Source organism: uncultured Porticoccus sp. (genome assembly GCF_913061305.1).
Taxonomy (GTDB): domain Bacteria; phylum Pseudomonadota; class Gammaproteobacteria; order Pseudomonadales; family Porticoccaceae; genus Porticoccus.
Genome location: NZ_CAJXST010000009.1, coordinates 17826 through 36231, shown reverse-complemented (window position 1 = coordinate 36231; position 18406 = coordinate 17826). Strand labels below are relative to the sequence as shown.

At 55.1% G+C, this 18406-nt stretch carries 17 protein-coding genes; 13 read left to right on the top strand and 4 right to left on the bottom strand.

The genetic code is table 11. The features are described 5' to 3' along the window. The first annotated feature begins 128 nt into the window (after nucleotides 1–128). The 5 genes from QZ516_RS11400 to rimO all read left to right on the top strand — a co-directional run bounded on the left by QZ516_RS11400 (nucleotide 129) and on the right by rimO (nucleotide 4652). Entirely contained in the window at nucleotides 129–830 is a 702-nt protein-coding gene (locus QZ516_RS11400) for a CoA transferase subunit A (RefSeq protein ID WP_297189840.1), read from the top strand. Nucleotides 831–845: 15 nt separating this feature from the next. Then, nucleotides 846–1502, top strand: coding sequence for a CoA transferase subunit B (locus QZ516_RS11395; protein ID WP_297189837.1), 657 nt, complete (start codon nucleotides 846–848; stop codon nucleotides 1500–1502). 151 nt (nucleotides 1503–1653) lie between these two features. Next, a complete protein-coding gene (locus tag QZ516_RS11390) occupies nucleotides 1654–2223 on the top strand; it encodes a YceI family protein (protein ID WP_297189834.1) in 570 nt (189 codons plus the stop codon). A gap of 198 nt (nucleotides 2224–2421) precedes the next feature. Then, nucleotides 2422–3204, top strand: a complete 783-nt coding sequence (locus QZ516_RS11385; protein ID WP_297189831.1) for a 3-hydroxybutyrate dehydrogenase — start codon at nucleotides 2422–2424, stop codon at nucleotides 3202–3204. 131 nt (nucleotides 3205–3335) lie between these two features. Further along, entirely contained in the window at nucleotides 3336–4652 is a 1317-nt protein-coding gene (gene rimO / locus QZ516_RS11380; protein ID WP_297189828.1) for a 30S ribosomal protein S12 methylthiotransferase RimO, read from the top strand. A gap of 117 nt (nucleotides 4653–4769) precedes the next feature. On the opposite strand, the gene slyD is transcribed toward rimO, so the two are convergent. Next, nucleotides 4770–5252, bottom strand: coding sequence for a peptidylprolyl isomerase (gene slyD / locus QZ516_RS11375; RefSeq protein ID WP_297189825.1), 483 nt, complete (start codon nucleotides 5250–5252; stop codon nucleotides 4770–4772). An 86-nt stretch (nucleotides 5253–5338) separates the two neighbouring features. On the opposite strand from slyD, the gene QZ516_RS11370 reads away from it, so the two are divergent. The 3 genes from QZ516_RS11370 to QZ516_RS11360 all read left to right on the top strand — a co-directional run bounded on the left by QZ516_RS11370 (nucleotide 5339) and on the right by QZ516_RS11360 (nucleotide 8597). Further along, complete coding sequence (locus QZ516_RS11370) at nucleotides 5339–5476, top strand: hypothetical protein (protein ID WP_297189822.1); 138 nt, start codon at nucleotides 5339–5341, stop codon at nucleotides 5474–5476. A 248-nt stretch (nucleotides 5477–5724) separates the two neighbouring features. Next, on the top strand, nucleotides 5725–7875 hold the full coding sequence (locus QZ516_RS11365) for an adenosylcobalamin-dependent ribonucleoside-diphosphate reductase (RefSeq protein ID WP_297189820.1): 2151 nt from the start codon (nucleotides 5725–5727) through the stop codon (nucleotides 7873–7875). Between the two features lie 14 nt (nucleotides 7876–7889). After that, entirely contained in the window at nucleotides 7890–8597 is a 708-nt protein-coding gene (locus QZ516_RS11360) for an NrdJb (RefSeq protein ID WP_036859582.1), read from the top strand. 96 nt (nucleotides 8598–8693) lie between these two features. Here QZ516_RS11360 and QZ516_RS11355 read toward each other — a convergent pair whose 3' ends face one another. Further along, nucleotides 8694–9212: a shikimate kinase gene (locus QZ516_RS11355; protein WP_297189817.1), complete on the bottom strand. Its 519-nt coding sequence runs from the start codon at nucleotides 9210–9212 to the stop codon at nucleotides 8694–8696. A gap of 39 nt (nucleotides 9213–9251) precedes the next feature. After that, entirely contained in the window at nucleotides 9252–10100 is an 849-nt protein-coding gene (locus QZ516_RS11350) for a LysR substrate-binding domain-containing protein (protein ID WP_297189815.1), read from the bottom strand. 110 nt (nucleotides 10101–10210) lie between these two features. On the opposite strand from QZ516_RS11350, the gene gcvT reads away from it, so the two are divergent. The 5 genes from gcvT to nhaA all read left to right on the top strand — a co-directional run bounded on the left by gcvT (nucleotide 10211) and on the right by nhaA (nucleotide 17582). Further along, nucleotides 10211–11341 (top strand): glycine cleavage system aminomethyltransferase GcvT, encoded by a 1131-nt coding sequence (gene gcvT, locus QZ516_RS11345; RefSeq protein WP_297189812.1) that lies wholly within the window; start codon nucleotides 10211–10213, stop codon nucleotides 11339–11341. A gap of 184 nt (nucleotides 11342–11525) precedes the next feature. Continuing rightward, complete coding sequence (gcvP, locus tag QZ516_RS11340; protein WP_297189810.1) at nucleotides 11526–14381, top strand: aminomethyl-transferring glycine dehydrogenase; 2856 nt, start codon at nucleotides 11526–11528, stop codon at nucleotides 14379–14381. 383 nt (nucleotides 14382–14764) lie between these two features. Beyond that, complete coding sequence (locus tag QZ516_RS11335; RefSeq protein WP_297189807.1) at nucleotides 14765–15622, top strand: transglutaminase family protein; 858 nt, start codon at nucleotides 14765–14767, stop codon at nucleotides 15620–15622. Between the two features lie 33 nt (nucleotides 15623–15655). Next, complete coding sequence (locus tag QZ516_RS11330) at nucleotides 15656–16201, top strand: lipocalin family protein (RefSeq protein ID WP_297189804.1); 546 nt, start codon at nucleotides 15656–15658, stop codon at nucleotides 16199–16201. Nucleotides 16202–16367: 166 nt separating this feature from the next. After that, entirely contained in the window at nucleotides 16368–17582 is a 1215-nt protein-coding gene (gene nhaA, locus QZ516_RS11325) for a Na+/H+ antiporter NhaA (protein WP_297189801.1), read from the top strand. Here nhaA and rlmJ read toward each other — a convergent pair. Then, a complete protein-coding gene (gene rlmJ, locus QZ516_RS11320; protein WP_297189798.1) occupies nucleotides 17510–18397 on the bottom strand; it encodes a 23S rRNA (adenine(2030)-N(6))-methyltransferase RlmJ in 888 nt (295 codons plus the stop codon). The two genes, nhaA and rlmJ, sit on opposite strands and share 73 nt — an antisense overlap. Nucleotides 18398–18406: the final 9 nt, after the last annotated feature.

Below are 18406 nucleotides of genomic sequence, written 5' to 3'. Positions count from 1 at the left end.
TCCTTTAATCAGTTGATTAAAATTTTACGCTTGATAAATATATTTCGCTATAGGATGCTGTGAGCCGTTTTGCGCACCTCAAATTGAGGTGCGCCACGGTAAATAATAATCATTGAGGAGTTTTGTTCATGGCGGGTTTCGATAAGGTGGTTAACACCTACGAAGAAGCGATGGCGGGTCTGGAAGATGGCATGACCGTGATTGCAGGCGGTTTTGGCATTTGTGGTATCCCCGAAAACCTGATCAATCAAATCAAGAAGATGGGTACCAAAGAGCTCACCATTATTTCCAATAACTGTGGTATCGACGGTTTTGGTCTGGGTGTTCTGCTGGAAGATCGTCAGATCAAGAAAATGGTGTCTTCCTACGTGGGGGAAAACAAGCTGTTCGAAGAGCAGTTGCTCTCCGGCCAGCTGGAAGTGGAACTGACCCCCCAGGGAACGCTGGCGGAAAAAATGCGCGCTGCCGGTGCGGGTATTCCGGCTTTCTATACTGCCACCGGTTACGGTACGGATATCGGTGAAGGTAAGGATGTGCGCGAGTTCAACGGTCGCAAGTATATTCTTGAAGAGTCCATCCAGGGCGACTTCTCAATCGTGAAAGCGTGGAAAGCGGACCGTTATGGCAATGCGATCTATCGCAACACCGCCATGAACTTCAATCCGATGGCAGCCACCGCCGGCAAGATTTGCGTGATGGAAGTGGAAGAGATTGTCGAACCGGGCGAACTGGACCCGATGTACGTTCATACCCCGGGTATTTACGTGGATCGTCTGATTCAGGGCACGTTCGAGAAACGTATCGAAAAGCGCACTGTTCGCGAAGGCTAAAAAGGAGAGACAATCATGGCACTTTCTCGTGATCAAATGGCTATCCGTGTTGCCCGCGAGCTGCAGGACGGGTACTACGTAAACCTCGGCATAGGTATTCCCACCCTAGTGGCCAACCATGTGCCGGAAGGTATGGAAGTGATGTTGCAGTCTGAAAATGGACTGTTGGGTATGGGGCCGTTTCCCACCGAGGACCAGATCGACCCCGATCTGATCAACGCGGGTAAACAACTGGTGACCACGGCCAAGGGCGCCTCTATTTTCTCATCGGCGGAGTCCTTTGCCATGATTCGTGGCGGTCATGTGGATCTGACCGTGCTGGGTGCCTTTGAGGTGGATGTCAATGGCAGTATTGCCTCCTGGATGATCCCCGGCAAACTGATCAAGGGCATGGGCGGCGCAATGGACCTGGTGGCCGGTGCCGATAACATCATCGTGTTGATGACCCACGCCGACAAATACGGTAACTCCAAGCTGCTGCCCCAGTGCAATCTGCCGCTGACCGGTGCCGGTTGTATCACCCAGGTACTGACTGATCTGGCCTACGTGGAAATTCGCGACGGCAAGTTCCATCTGGTGGAGCGTGCCCCGGGGGTTTCTGTAGAGGAAATTGTGGAGAAGACCGCCGGCGAAATGGTGGTTCCCGACCACGTGCCGGAAATACAGTTCTGATTGTTCCGGTATGATCGAAAAAGGCTCCCGCTTGGGAGCCTTTTTTATGCCCGGATACCTGTCAGGTCTGTCATTTCCTTTTAAGGCCAGGGGCAATTCTTCAGGAGTATACTGTCTATAAATCGAGTAGATAAATAAGGAGTGCAAGGTAATGAAAAACCTCTTGTGTACAACGGTACTGATACTGGTTACCAGTGGCCTCAATGCGCTGGAAATGGATAGCAGTCGTTCGATACTGAATATCACCAGCGTAAAAAATGACCGTCTTGCTGAGTTGTTTGCGTTTGAAAAGCTGAGTGGAACTATCGATGATGTCAGTGGAAAGGCGAGTATTGAGATTGCATTGGATAGTATTGACAGCGGCATCGAGGTTCGCGATGAGCGCATGCGCAACTATCTGTTCAATACGGAAGCGTTCAAAACGGCCAGTTTTATAGCAGATGTCGATCTCAAGGCGTTGAACTCCCTGAAACCTGGTGAGCAGCGTGAGGTTGAACTGAAGGGCGAGCTGGCGCTGAATGGACACACGGTGCCCATGAGTTTCCAGACACAGGTGACGCGACTGAATAGCGGAGCGCTGAGTGTCGCCACGGTGGCGCCGGGATTTATTGATGTGACTCGCCACAAAATGGCGCCGGGGATTGAAAAGCTACGTAGTCTGGCGGGTCTGGATAATATCTCTCTGGCCGTACCGGTGACTTTTTCAGTGGTGTTTAAATAGTAGCTGAATAGTCAGGCAATAAAAAAGCCCGCAACTGCGGGTTTTTTTATGTGCGCGATCTCCCGGCGACATTTTTGTATTGGTCGGGAATAACTTAGACTCCGTGTTCCCATAGTTGGCAGAAATGCTCAATTCCGTTGCCAGTCCGCTTTCTACCCCATCGGGCTGGCATCCATCCATCGTTTGCGAGGTGACTGTATGTTGAAAGGAAAAACCGCGCTGGTGACCGGCTCCACCAGCGGTATCGGCTACGCCATGGCCGATCGACTGGCCAATGCTGGCGCCAATATCGTGCTGCATGGCCTGATGGATCCCGTCCATGGCCAATCTCTGGCAGAAGAGTTCGAATCACGCTACGGCATTCAGTGCCTGTTCAGTGATGCGGATATCTCCTCGGCCGAGGGCAACGAGGCACTGGTGGCGGCCACCCTGGAGAAGTTCGGCCAGGTGGATATTCTTGTCAACAACGCCGGTATCCAGCACACCGCCTCGGTGGAGGATTTCCCGGTGGCGAAGTGGGATGCGATTATCGCCATTAATCTCAGCTCCGCGTTCCATACCACCCGCCTGCTGCTGCCCAGTATGCAGCAGCGCGGCTGGGGACGCATCATCAATATCGCCTCGGTGCACGGCCTGGTGGCTTCGCTGCAAAAAGCGGCCTATGTGGCCGCCAAGCACGGTATTGTCGGTCTCACAAAAGTGGTGGCGCTGGAGAACGCCGACAAGGGTGTCACGGCAAATGCCATTTGCCCGGGTTGGGTGGATACCGAACTGGTGGCGGCGCAGTTCCAGGCCACGGCAGATCGCGACGGCGTGAGCTTTGAGGAGGGCAAGCGCCGCACCATTGTCGCCAAGCAACCGGTGCCCAAGGCGACTCAGCCTTCAGCCTTGGGGGACCTGGCGGTTTTCCTTTGCTCAGATGCCGCGGCCACCATTACCGGTGCCAGCCTGCCGGTGGACGGGGGCTGGACTGCTCAATAAGGGGCGGTTGCTGTTTTCGGCGGCGGGTTGTTTGTTGGGCAGCGGCCCCGGATATGCTGTAAAATCCGCGCCTTTCTTCTGCACGGCCATCTCTTCTTGAGCTGGTTGGGCCAATCAGCGGGTCAGGTGTTGTGTCAGGCAAAGTTGGATTTATTTCGTTAGGTTGTCCTAAGGCGCTGGTGGATTCCGAGCGTATCCTCACCCAGCTGCGACTGGAGGGCTACCAGGTCTCTGCCAGTTACCAGAATGCCGATGTGGTGGTAGTCAATACCTGTGGGTTTCTCGATAGCGCCAAGCAGGAGTCGCTGGATGCTATCGGCGAGGCCATGGCGGAAAATGGCAGGGTTATCGTCACCGGTTGCATGGGCGGCGACGAGCAGGCCATCCGCAAAGTGCATCCGGACGTGCTGGCCGTATCGGGTCCCCATCAATACGAAGCGGTGGTGGGGGCTGTCCACCAGCATGTGCCACCCCCTGCGGATCACAATCCCTATGTAGATCTGGTGCCGAGGCAGGGTATTAAACTGACGCCGCGCCACTATTCCTACCTGAAAATCTCCGAAGGCTGTAATCATCGTTGCAGTTTCTGCATTATCCCCTCGCTGCGGGGGGACCTGGTGAGCCGTCCGATTGGCGAGGTGATGGATGAAGCAGAGCGGTTGGTGAATGCCGGCACCAAAGAGTTACTGGTGATTTCGCAGGATACTAGTGCCTACGGGGTGGACATGAAATTTCGCACCGGGTTCTGGCAGGGCAAGCCGATCAAAACCCATATGCAACAGCTCTGTGAGGCATTGGGTGAACTGGGCGTCTGGGTTCGTCTGCATTATGTGTACCCCTACCCCCATGTGGATAACCTGATTCCGCTGATGTCCGAGGGACGGATTCTGCCCTATCTGGACATTCCTTTTCAGCACGCCCACCCCGATGTACTGAAGGCGATGAAGCGGCCGGCCAACGAGGAGAAGGTGCTGGAGCGTATCCACCGCTGGCGGGATCAGTGTCCGGATCTGTCCCTGCGAAGTACCTTTATCGTGGGTTTTCCCGGTGAAACCGAGCAGCAGTTTGCCTACCTGCTGGATTGGTTGAAAGAAGCCCAACTGGATCGGGTCGGCTGCTTCAAATACGAAGCGGTGGACGGGGCGCCCGCCAATGCCTTGCCCGGTGCTGTACCGGAAGCGATCAAACAGCAGCGCTGGGAGCGTTTTATGGAGGCGCAGCAGGCAATCAGTACGGCGCGGCTGCAGAACAAGGTTGGCAGGACGCTGCCCGTTTTGATTGATGAGGTCGATGAGGAAGGTGCTATTGGCCGCTCCACCGCGGATGCTCCGGAAATTGACGGCAACGTGTTTCTCAATGGCGAGCAGACCTTGCAGCCCGGCGATCTGGTCAATGTCACCATTGAACAGTCGGATGAGTACGATCTCTGGGGTGAACTGGCCGATTGAGCGGTCCGGCCGCCGTCAGGCTCGATCAGGAGAATGGTAGTAAAAGAATAAAAAAGGCCAGCCTGTTCCGGCTGGCCTTTTTTGATGTAACACGTGGCTAGTGCACGACGGTCATACTCAGTGTTGGTGGCCCTCCGGCCCATGCACATGGCCGTGGGCCAGTTCTTCTTCGGTGGCTTCCCGGACGGTCTGGATATTCACATCAAAGGTCAGATCCTTGCCGGCCAGCGGGTGGTTGCCGTCAACCGTCACGGTTTCTTCGCTGAAATCCCTGACCACGACCGAGACCGGGCCCGATGGGGTTTGTGCCTCGAAACGCATTCCGGTCTGCATATCTTCCACACCCTGGAATGCTTTGCGGGGAACCTCCTGTACCAGGTGATCCTGGTACTCGCCATAGGCGTCGGCGGCGGGAACGGTGACTTTCATGGTATCGCCTTCGGTTTTGCCTTCCATCGCCTTCTCGAGACCGGGAATGATATTTTTGTGGCCGTGTACGTAGGCCAGGGGTGCTGCATCGGTGGACGAATCAAGCTGAACGCCGTTCTCGTCAGTGAGGATATAGTGAAAAAGCACGACGGCGTTCTCGGAAATATTCATGAGGATTCCTTTTGATGGGAATGAGTTTTTGGATGAGGGACACATTATGGGTGAACAGGTTTGCTTTGCCAAGAAACGGCATTGTGATGACAGTTTCCACTTTTTTCGACCGGATGACAGGTATCTGGTCATGGGATTTGCTGCCGGCCTGTCTGGCAGCCCTGTTTTTTGATGAGAGCCGTTATTCGGCAGCCTTTGCCTGTCGGGGCGCAGGGGGGAAGTGACCGCTTTCAGAGCGGGTTCGTTGAGTCGGTTTTCATGATCAAATACTATCTGTAGTGTTGGATCTGGAAACAGCCACTAGATATTGTATACTCACCGGCAGACAAGAATTATTGCTGATCGTCCGGATGGTATGTCTCCACTGCCATCTTTCCAGCAAAATCAGGGGAGTTTCTTCGCAGTGCCCCCGCACGAAAAGACGGTTAAAAGCCGCTCACAGCCACATTTGTAACAAGGAAACAGCATTCTCATGTCAATAGAAGCGCTTAAAACTGCAGATGAGCCCCATGCCATCGAAATCAGACTTCAGACTGCCTCCCAGGATATCTGGGACAAGAAATATCGTCTCAAGGATAAAAGCGGTAATCCGGTAGATGAGACGATTGATGCCACCTACAGCCGAGTCGCCAGGGCGCTGTCCGAGGTGGAGGAGCCGGGTAAACAGGAGCACTGGTACGAACGCTTTCTGTGGGCATTGCGCAATGGTGCGATACCCGCTGGCCGGATTATTTCCAATGCGGGCGCATTGGCGCATAAACCGGCAACTTCCACAATTAACTGTACAGTCTCCGGTACCGTGCAGGATTCCATGCAGGGCATTCTGGAGAAAAATCTGGAGGCGGGTCTGACACTGAAAGCCGGTTGCGGTATCGGTTATGAGTTTTCGACCTTGCGTCCCAGGGGGGCTTATGTGTCAGGTGCGGGTGCCTACACCTCCGGGCCACTGTCCTTTATGGATATCTTTGACAAGATGTGTTTCACCGTGTCCTCTGCCGGTGGCCGACGTGGTGCACAAATGGCCACCTTCGATGTGAGCCACCCGGACGTGGTGGATTTCATTCGTGCCAAGCGGGAGGATGGCCGTTTGCGACAGTTCAATCTGTCATTGCTGGTCACCGAAGAATTTATGGAGGCGGTCAAAAGTGATGGCGACTGGTCCCTGAGCTTCCCGGTGTCCCATAAAGAGGTTGAGCAGGGCACAGTTGATCTCGCCGACGATACCCTGTTGTGGAAAGAGTTTCCCACCACGGAAGGTTATGTCGTCAATGAAGAAGGTTTGGTGGCCTGTCGCATTTATCGCACAGTCAAGGCCCGGCATATGTGGAACGTGATTATGAGTTCCACTTACGATTATGCGGAGCCCGGCTTTATCCTTATCGACAAGGTGAATCGACAGAACAATAACTGGTACTGTGAAAATATCCGGGCGACCAATCCCTGTGGTGAGCAGCCTCTGCCGCCCTATGGCAGCTGTCTGCTGGGGTCGATCAACCTGACCCGGTTTGTCCTGGACCCGTTCACAGAAAAAGCCCGTTTCGACTGGGAGAATTACCGTGAAGTGGTCTCCGTCTTTACCCGGATGCTCGATAATGTGGTGGAAATCAATGGGCTGCCATTGGAAGGGCAGCGCAATGAAATTGTTAGAAAGCGTCGCCACGGCATGGGCTTCCTCGGTCTCGGCTCCACCATGACCATGCTGCGGGTGCCCTATGGCAGTGAGGCGTCTCTGGCGCTGACTGAGGAGGTCTCCCGCGAGATGGCAATGGCGGGCTGGCGTACCGGTCTCGAGCTGGCCAAGGAAAAAGGCCCGGCTCCGATTATGGATGAAGAGTTTGAGGTGACCGCTGAGATGCTACGCCTGCGCCCCGACATGGTGCAGGATGGCATTGTCATCGGCGACAAGCTCAAGGGTAAGGTATTGCAGGCCCGTTACAGTCGCTATATGCAGAAAGTGGCGGAGGTTGATCCCGGCCTGGTGGAAGAAATTGCCACAGTCGGTTGCCGTTTTACTCACCACTCATCCATTGCGCCCACCGGGACTATTTCACTGTCATTGGCCAATAATGCCAGCAATGGTATCGAGCCCAGCTTTGCCCACCACTACTCACGCAATGTGATTCGCGAGGGTAAAAAATCCAAGGAAAAAGTGGATGTCTTTTCCTACGAGTTACTGGCCTACCGGGAATTGATCAACGCCAACGCCCTGCCTTTCAGTGACAAGGAGGGAGAGAAACTGCCCGATTATTTTATCTCCAGCGAAGATGTCAAACCCCGCCAGCATGTGGATGTGCAGGCGGCCGCCCAGAAGTGGGTGGACTCCTCCATTTCCAAAACCATCAACGTGCCCACGGATTGTGACTTCGAGGATTTCAAGGATATCTATCTGTACGCCTACGAAAATGGCCTCAAAGGCTGTACCACGTTCCGTTTTAATCCCGAAGCTTTCCAGGGCGTGCTGGTAAAAGAGAAAGACCTGGAAAACACCACCTACCGCTTCACGCTGGAGGATGGTTCCACGGTGGAGCTGAAGGGCAATGAGGAAGTGGAGTATGACGGTGAAACCCACAGTGCCGCCAACCTCTTCGATGCCTTGAAAGAAGGCTACTACGGCAAATTCTGATCGGAAGCATAGACATGAGTGTAAAAATTGATAAAAAAATCGTTGACTACAAGGTGGTGACACCTTCCAACGATGAAGTCATTCCCGAAGCAAAGACTGCAGCTGCAGAACTGGAGCGGGCTATTGTGCAGATGCACGAAAACCTCAGTCGGCCCGAAGAGCTGCACGGTAGTACCTACAAGGTAAAGACACCGCTGTCTGATCATGCGCTCTATATCACCATCAATGACATCATATTGAATCAGGGTACCGATCATGAGCAGCGCCGTCCCTTCGAGATTTTCATCAACTCGAAGAACATGGATCAGTTCCAGTGGGTGGTGGCACTGACCCGGGTAATTTCTGCAGTATTTCGCAAGGGAGGTGACTGCACTTTCCTGGCCGAGGAGTTGAAAGCGGTATTTGATCCGCAGGGCGGCTACTTCAAGCGCGGTGGAAAATTCATGCCATCACTGGTGGCCGAGATTGGCGAAGCGATTGAGTCCCATCTGACCAAAATCGGCATGATGCAGGCGCCCAATCTGGGGGAGCATCAGATGGCGATTCTGGCGGAAAAGCGTGCCGAGTACGACGCGGCCAGTAGTTATACTGCCCCCGAAGGGAAGCAGAGCAATCCCTTTCCCGAAAGTGCCCAGCTCTGTCATAAGTGTATGACCAAAGCGGTCATCCTGATGGACGGTTGTATGACCTGTCTGAACTGCGGTGATTCAAAATGTGGTTAGTCACCATGGTTGATGGTGGAAAGGGTTGATGATTGAAAGTGCCGAAACGGGAACGGCCATTGCCGGGGTTATCCCCGGCTTTTTTTGCTCAGCGCTTTATCGGGGGGTTCTGGTCAGGCCGGTGGCAGCCGAACAGATCATGCTGACGACCTGCTCAACACTCGCATCCGCACAGTGAATGGTGGCATCTGCGTATTCGCGATAGAGCGTGTCCCGCTCCGTGTAAAGTGCAGCAAAGCTCTGCTCCGGGCGGCGTGCAATGCCCCGGGTTTCATAATCGTGGATGCGCTGGCGCAGCGTATTCAGGGGTGTTTCAAGATAGACAATGATGCCGTTTTGTTGCAGGTGTGACATGCCTGCCTTGCTATAGACGGCGCTGCCCCCGGTGGCGACTACCAGGTTGTGCCCATCAATTGCCTGTAACGCCGAGGCCTCGCATTCCCTCAGATACAGATAGCCTTTCTCGTCCATCAGTTGTTGCAGTGTTTTGCCCTCGCGAATCTGCAGTAAAATATCGGTATCGACGAAATTTTTGCCCAGTTTCTTGGCCAGAAGCAGACCGACCGTGCTCTTTCCGGCCCCGGGCATTCCGATCAAAACGATATTGTTTTTCATGGTGGTATTCCTTGTTTAGGCAGCTTGGTGCAGCCTGGTTTAAAGTGAGGCCTTGACGAAATCCATCAGCCGGGTGATCGCCTCACCGGATTCGCTGCTCTGTTCAATCAGGCTGATGCCCACTTTGCCCAGTCTGGGCAGTTTTTCTGTGGGCTTCAGAACCCGGAGGTTCTCCGGCACTGTGCTTCTCGCCAATACCGTAACCCCCAGCCCCTCGTTGATAGCAGACTGGATGCCGGTTAAATCGGGAATTGTGTAAACCACCCGCCAGTCGCGATGATTGTCCCGAAGCCGCTCAATGCCACGTTTGCGGTAAATACAGCCTTCCGGCGCCACAATTAACGGCAGTGGTATCTGTAGATGGGCGTCGTGGTCGGCGCCGGTTACCCAGACCAGCTCGTCCTTCTTGACCAGATTATGGCCTGCCATCACCGGGTCGTCGTGCAGGGCCAGAATCAGGTCATAGCGGCGACGCTCCGGTTCGGCGAGCAACTGCTTGCTGAGTGCGCAGGTGACTTCCAGGGTGACATTCGGGTAGGCCTGGGTAAAGCGTCCGACAATTTTTGGCAACAGTGTGGTGGCGAACTCACTGGGGATGCCGAAGTGAATCTTGCCGCTCACAGAATGCTTGGTGAACTGGGCGACCGCCTCGTCATTCAGTGTCAGGATCTGTCGCGCGTAGCGAAACATCAGCTGGCCGGCCCGGCTTAATTCCAGCTGGTGTCCGCTGCGGACCAGCAAGGTCTGCCCCAGCAATTGCTCCAGCCGCTTAATCTGCAGGCTGACAGCGGGCTGGGAGCGCCCGAGCCAGTCTGCCGCAGCGGTAAAGCCGCCCAGTTCTGTAACGGTGACAAAGGTGCGGAGCAGGTCTGTTGGCAGGTTTTTCATCGCGCCCACATTAACAAATGAAATGGAATGATTTTAACTATTAATTTTACCAATTTTTTGCAGGCAGATAACATGGCCTGCTTAACAGGCCCCATTATTTGGCGGAATCTATGACGACTGAACAAAGCCAAGACTTGAAGACGACTCCTCTTAACACTCTCCACCTGGAACTGGGTGCGCGGATGGTACCCTTTGCCGGTTATGACATGCCGGTTCAGTACCCGGCGGGTATTATGGCTGAACATCTCCATACCCGCGCCCAGGCCGGCCTTTTTGATGTCTCCCATATGGGGCAGGTGGTGATCAGCGGCGCCGGCGTGGCCGCTGCACTGGAAAAGCTGGTGCCTGTAGACCTGGAGCAACTGGCTATCAACCGGCAAACCTATGCGCTATTTACCAATGCGCAGGGCGGTATCCTGGATGATTTGATGATCGCCCGCTGGGCGGAGGACCGCTTCTTTTTGGTGGTGAATGCCGCCTGTAAGGAACAGGATCTCGACTATCTGGAAGGTGCCCTGTCCGGTTTTGAGATTGAATATCTGGAAGACCGTGCGCTATTGGCCCTGCAGGGACCGGCTGCCGTCGATGTGATGGCAAAGCTGGCTCCGGAAGTGTGTGGCCTGGTGTTTATGAGTGGTTGCCGGGCCACCCTCGCCGGGGCCGATTGCTTTGTTACCCGTTCCGGTTATACCGGAGAGGACGGTTTTGAAATTTCTGTCCCCGCGGACGCTGCGGACGCACTGGCCAGAATGCTGCTGTCGTTTGATCAGGTCCAGCCAGTCGGACTGGGTGCTCGCGACTCGCTGCGGCTGGAGGCCGGACTGTGCCTCTACGGTCACGATCTGGACACCACTACCACGCCGGTCCAAGCAGGACTGCTGTGGAGTATCAGCAAGTCCCGTCGCCCGGACGGTCAAAAGGCGGGCGGTTTCCCCGGCGCCGAGGTGATTTTTAACGAAATGCAGCAGGGTGCGGCCCGTCGCCGGGTTGGCCTGCAGATTGAGGGCCGTGCGCCGGTGAGGGAAGGGGCTGTGCTGATTGATGAAGCGGGTCAGCAGGTCGGGGTGGTCACCAGCGGTGGCTTTGGGCCGACCCTGGAAGCGCCGCTGGCGATGGCGTATGTCTCGTCGGCTTTTGCGGCGGCAGGTACCCCGTTGCGCGCACTGGTGCGCGATAAACCCCGCCCGGTCAGCGTGACAAAAATGCCGTTTGTTCCCCAGCGGTACTATCGTGGCCAGTAAGCGTGGCCAGTAAGCGTGGCCAGTAAGCGTGGCCAGTAAGCGTGGCCAGTAGCGCAGTCAGTCACGTGGAACGAGCCGCAGGCTGGCGGCGCAAGCAGTAGCACCGAATATCGGGATGCTCGTCAATACGCTGAAGACATCCCATTCAACTTGCCTATCAACGTCCGAACAGAGAAAGAATCCCATGAAGTCATTGGCAGAGCTTGCTAGCAATAATGAATTTATCCGTCGACACATTGGCCCTTCCGGCGAAGATCAGCAGGCCATGCTGAAAGCCCTCGGTTATACCGATATGGCCTCCTTCATCGCGGCGGTGATACCGGAAAAAATTCGCTCTACAGAGTCGCTGGCACTCGCTGACGCCTGCACGGAACAACAGGCCCTGACTGAGCTGCGCGCCATTGCTGACGAAAACCGGGTTTTCCGGTCATTTATTGGCCAGGGTTACTACGGTTGTCTCACCCCCAATGTGATTTTGCGCAATGTGCTGGAAAATCCCGCCTGGTATACCGCCTATACCCCCTACCAGCCGGAAATTTCCCAGGGACGTCTGGAAGCCATGCTGAACTTCCAGACGCTGATTACGGATCTGACGGGTATGGATCTGGCGAGTGCTTCGCTGCTGGACGAAGGAACGGCCGCCGCCGAGGCGATGACCCTGTGTCAGCGCATGGCCAAATCGAAAAGTCGGGTGTTTTTCGTGGATCGCCAGTGTCTGCCGCAGACGATTGAAGTGGTGCGCACGCGCGCTGAACCCCTGGATATCGATGTGGTGATTGGCAATCCTCAGGAGATTGCCAACCAGGAATGTTTTGGTGTGCTACTGCAATATCCCGGTGCTGATGGCAGTGTTGAGGATTTTTCCGGTGTGATTGAAACCGCTCACCAAAACAGGGCGCTGGTGGTGATGGCGGCAGATATCCTCAGCTTGATGCTGTTGCAAAGCCCGGCCCAGTTGGGTGCTGATGTGGCGATTGGTTCCACCCAGCGTTTCGGTGTGCCGCTCGGCTTTGGTGGTCCCCATGCCGCGTACATGGCCACCCGTGACACCTTCAAACGCTCTCTGCCGGGCCGTTTGGTTGGTGTGTCAGTGGACAGTCGCGGTAAGCCCGCTTTCCGGCTGGCACTGCAAACCCGCGAGCAGCATATTCGACGCGAGAAAGCCACCAGCAACATTTGTACGGCCCAGGTACTGTTGGCCGTGATGGCCAGTATGTATGCGGTTTACCATGGTCCGGAGGGGTTGCGGCGCATCGCGGAACGGGTTCATTGCCTGACATCGATTCTGGCAGCCGGCCTGACTCGATTGAATTTCACCATCACTAATCACAGCTTTTTCGACACGCTCACGATTGCCAGTGGGTCACAGACCGCCGATATTCATCGCAAAGCGCTGGCGCAGGGAATCAACCTGCGGGTGATCGATCAGCAACAGCTGGGTATCTCCCTGGATGAGACCACCACGGCGACCGACGTGGAGACCCTCTGGCAGTTGTTTGATGCCCACAGTGAGCTCACAGTGGCTGAGCTGGAAGCTACCGCAGACAGCGGCTTGCCGCAGGGGTTGCTGCGAACGGAGCCGGTTCTCACCCAGCCGGTTTTCAACCGCTACCACTCGGAAACGGAAATGCTCCGTTATCTACGCAAGCTGGCCGACAAGGATATTGCGCTCGACCGGGCGATGATTCCATTGGGCTCCTGTACCATGAAATTGAATGCCACCGCCGAGATGATTCCGGTCAGCTGGCCGGAATTTGCCGGCATCCACCCCTTCGCGCCGGCAGATCAGACCGTCGGCTACCGTAAAATGATTGGCGAAGTGGAGGCTATGCTCTGTGCCGCCACCGGCTATGACGCCGTGTCACTTCAGCCCAATGCCGGTTCACAGGGCGAGTACGCCGGGCTGTTGGCGATTCGTGCCTACCACCAGAGCCGGGGCGACAGCCATCGCAATATCTGTCTGATTCCCAGCTCTGCCCACGGCACCAATCCGGCCTCTGCCCAGATGTGTGGCATGCGCGTGGTGGTGGTGGGTTGTGACGAGCGGGGCAATGTGGATCTTGGCGAATTGCGGGATAAAGCCGCCCAATACAGCGATCAGCTGGCGGCCATTATGGTGACGTACCCCTCGACCCACGGGGTGTTCGAGGAGGGCATCACCGACATCTGCGGGATTGTGCATGAGCATGGCGGACAGGTTTATATTGATGGTGCCAATCTCAACGCCATGGTCGGGCTGTGCCAGCCCGGCCAGTTCGGGGGGGATGTGTCACACCTGAATCTGCATAAAACCTTCTGCATTCCCCACGGCGGTGGTGGCCCCGGCGTGGGTCCGGTGGCGGTCAAGCAACATCTAGCGGCATTTCTGCCGGGCCATGATGTGTTTGAACAGTGTCCAGCAGTGGGTGCTGTGTCCTCTGCGCCCTGGGGGAGTGCCAGTATCCTGCCGATTACCTGGATGTATATCAAAATGATGGGGGCCGCGGGTTTGAAACAGGCCACGGAGGTGGCGATTCTCAATGCCAACTATGTGGCCGGACGCCTGCAGGACGGTTACCCGATCCTCTATACCGGCAGCAATGATCGGGTAGCGCACGAATGTATCATTGATTTAAGGGGCATCAAGGAGACTTCCGGAATTACGGTTGATGATGTCGCCAAACGGTTGATCGACTATGGCTTTCATGCGCCGACCATGTCTTTCCCGGTGCCGGGCACCCTGATGATTGAGCCAACGGAGAGTGAATCCAGGGAAGAGCTGGATCGTCTCTGTGATGCCCTGTTGCAGATTCGTGAGGAGATTGCCGCAGTGGAACGCGGCGAATACCCGGTAGATGACAACCCGCTGTGTGGTGCGCCTCATACGGCGGATGAACTGGTTGCCGACCAGTGGGACAAAAGTTACTCCCGTGAACAGGCGGCTTATCCGCTGGCCGCCCTCCGGGAAAGTAAATACTGGTCGCCGGTTGGTAGAGTTGATAATGTCTACGGGGATCGTAATCTGGTTTGTGCCTGTCTGCCCGTATCGGAGTACATTTAGTAGTTGCAAATAGTTGCGAAAAACCAGATCACAGAAAAGGCGATGCCAAAGAGCGCCGGGTGGGTACTGTTCACTCTGGCAATGATTTGCTCAAGCGGTTGGCGCCGATGTACGGCGATGTGGTTTACCAGTGACGCCTAAAATCCCGGATTATCCCCGGGGGGTTTGACCTCTACCGTATTTTTCGGGCATCAAAAGGAGGTTGCTCTCGCCAATCAGATGGCACATGCTGTGAGAAGAGTCCTAGGCGGGGTCTAGAGCCGTACTCCAGGCTTTGTTGGATAGATTGCGCAGGAGGGGAGGATGGACCCAAATTAAACAAAACAGGTTGCCCGGGAGGACAGCTGTCTATGCAAAAGGTTTACCCCAGGAAATAACGACCCATGCGTCGATTCAGAATTACCCACAACACCTACTATAACTTTTCCGGATCGGTGATCCTTGGTACACACTACTTGCGATTGCGGCCCAGAGAAGGGCACACACTGCATATCGAATCCTCCACGCTGACGATTACCCCTCAGCCCACCCTGCGCTGGCGACACGATGTCGAGGGAAATTCGGTGGCGATAGCCAGTTTCAGCTACCCGACCAGTCAACTGTCAATTCTCAGTGACGTCATTATTCAACAATACAATGAGGATCCGCTGGATTTTGTGGTGGAGCAACAGGCGGTGGATTACCCGTTTTTGTACGAAGAGGATGACCGGGTATTATTGCAGCCGTATATGGCTGACCCGCCCATCGAGTCGGACAAGTGGCTGACTGACTGGATTGGTGCTATCTGGCAACCGGGAGAAGCCGTTCAGACCTATACCCTGATGCAGCGAATTTGCTCTCATATTTATCAGACCTTCGCATACCGGATACGGGAAGAGCCGGGGGTGCAATCCGCCGAGCAAACCATCGCCCTTAAAGCCGGTTCCTGCCGTGATTTTGCGCAATTGTTCATGTCAGCGGCCCGTCATCTTGGGCTCGCAGCACGTTTTGTCAGTGGTTACCTGCATGCCCCGCCGACCATCGATAATTTCGGTGCCACTCACGCCTGGGCGGAAATCTACGTACCGGGTGCTGGCTGGGTAGGGTTTGATCCGACCATTGGTCAACTGGTCGGCGCCGACCACATCGCAGTTGCTGTGGCCCGGCTGCCAGAATCTGTACCACCTGTTTCCGGAACATTCTCCGGGGCGGCGTCTTCAGTGCTGGACGTGGGTGTCTGGATCAACGAGTGCCATGACTGAGTCGGTGGCTATATACCAGGTGGTTGAGACGTGATGAAAATACGCCGCAGATTCACTTGTTTTCTGTTTCTTCCCTTTATGCTGGCGGGGTGTCTCGGCACGCCTGATGGCGTGGAACCGGTCAGCGATTTTGACGCCGATGCGTATCTCGGTACCTGGTATGAAATTGCACGGTTGGATCACTCGTTTGAGCGCGGTTTAAGCCGGGTGACCGCAGAATACAGCCGGCGTGAGGATGGTGGTATACGGGTCATCAACCAGGGTTTTTCCGAGCAGAAGGCGGAGTGGAAATCTGCCGAAGGGCGTGCCTATTTTGTTGGGGATGACCATACCGGTCACCTGAAAGTCTCCTTTTTTGGCCCATTTTTCAGCACCTACGCAGTGTTTGGTCTCGATCACGAACAGTATCAGTACGCTTTTGTGTCGGGTTTCAACCATTCCTATTTATGGTTGCTGGCCCGCACGCCTACGGTGGATGAGAAGCTGATTCAGCGGTTTGAAAAACGAGCTGGAGAACTGGGTTTTGATACTGGCCAGTTGATTTATGTGTCCCAGCAGCCTATGCCGGCATCGCGGTGAACTCGCCGTTGATGGTGGAAGGCAGATTTTCTGCTGGGGCCGACCAAAAGCGACACAATTTCCAAATTTTCAGAGACGGTTATTTTCTATACCGATTAATGGGCATTACCGGCTATAAAAAGCAGCATAAAGAGCAGGCCATAAAAAGCAGGTCAAAAAGACTGTTATGAAGAAACGATCTGAATCGTATATCAGCCGATTTTTCAGGCTCGAGGCGGCGGGTGGCATCGTGATGATGCTGGCTGCCATCGCTGCGCTGATCTGTGCCAACTCGCCAGTGCGAGCTTACTATGGACTGCTGCTGGATACCCCGGTAGCGGTGATGATCGGTGAATTCGTGGTGGCCAAGCCACTGCTGATGTGGATCAACGACGGATTAATGGCGGTTTTCTTTTTCCTTGTAGGGCTCGAACTAAAGCGCGAGTTGATTGAGGGGGAGCTGTCCGATAAGCGAAAAATCATCTTGCCTGGGGTGGGGGCTCTGGGCGGTATGCTGGTACCGGCAATGATCTATCTGAGCTTCAATAGTGGTGATGGTCTTGCCAGTCAGGGGTGGGCCATTCCGGCCGCTACCGATATTGCCTTTGCACTGGGAGTCCTGTCGTTGTTGGGTTCCAGGGTGCCGGTCTCCCTGAAGGTTTTCCTTACTTCTCTGGCAGTTTTTGATGATATCGGCGCGATTATCATTATCGCCATCTTTTACACATCGAGTATTTCCCCTGCGGCTTTGCTGTTGGTCTGCAGTTGTTTGCCGGTACTGGCGCTCTTGAATCGTTACAACGTCGAATCCAAAAGCCTCTATATCGCAGTGGGTACGATTATGTGGCTTGCCATGCTGAAGTCCGGTGTCCACGCGACCCTGGCGGGGGTGATCATGGCCATGTTCATTCCTCTCCACACCGATAACCCAGGCGTCTCTCCCCTTAAAATCATGGAGCGTGACCTGCAGGCGCTGGTCACTTTTTTTGTCTTGCCGGTATTTGCGTTTGCCAACGCCGGTATCAGTTTTTCCGGTCTCAGTGTGGCGCAGGTTTTCCATCCGGTGCCGACGGGTATTGCGCTGGGGCTGTTCGTCGGCAAACAGGTCGGCGTGTTCGGTAGTTGCTGGCTTGCCGTCAAGCTGGGTGTGGCAGCGCGGCCAAAGGATATGACCTGGGGTGGACTTTACGGCGTGGCCGCACTCTGTGGCATTGGTTTTACCATGAGTCTGTTTATCAGTTCCCTGGCTTTCGAAGGCACCGACATCAAACTGATTTTTGACGAGCGCCTGGGCATCCTTGCCGGTTCGATCATGTCAGGTGTGGTCGGCTACCTGGTGTTGCGACGCTGTCTCGGGAGAGGTGGTACAGCGTCCTCTCCAGCCAATACTTCAAGTCGATAAACGCCGGTTTGTGGCGCCAGCTTCCCCGCCAGCTTTGGCAGCAACGGTTGCATCCTGTCGAACAGCGTCCAGGGGGGGTTGATAACGATCATGCCCGCTGATGTCATGCCCCGCTCTGTGGTATCGGGTTGCAGGCCCAGCTCAAAAAGCTGTATCCGCTTGATTCCGGCGCCGATCAGTTGGCGCTCCAGGCGGTTGATGCGCTCCCGGTCTACCACCGGGTACCAGAGCGCATAAATGCCAGTGGCGAATTTATGGTAGGCCTTGATCAGCTGTTCCGTAACCCGTTGATAATCCGATTTGATTTCGTAGGAGGGGTCAATCAGCACCAGTCCCCGTTTCGAGGCGGGCGGTAGCAGGCCCATTATTCCCTGCAGACCATCTTCCCCGAAGACCCGAATTCGGGAGTCCCCGGCCATCAGTTTGTGCAGTGCCGCATAATCTGTCGGATGAATTTCGAATAACCAGCCCCGATCCCGGTGGCGCAGATAATGTTTTGCAATGGCGGGTGACCCGGGGTAGCGCGACAGCTTCTGTCCCTGGCCGGTAGTCTTTCTGTCGGGGTAGAGCAGAGAGAAATATTGCGCTAGCTCAGGAAAATCATTTGCGTCCAGGCGGCCTATGCCAGCGGCATATTCCGATGTTTTGTTGGCCTGTTCGGAGTTGAGTCTATACCAGCCTGCTCCGGCATGGCTGTCAATGTAGTCGAAGGGTTTGTCTTTAAGAGTCAGATAGTCGAGCAGTTCAACCAGAATGATGTGTTTCAGCACATCGGCAAAATTGCCGGCATGATAGCCGTGTCGGTAGCTCAACATGGTTTTTCC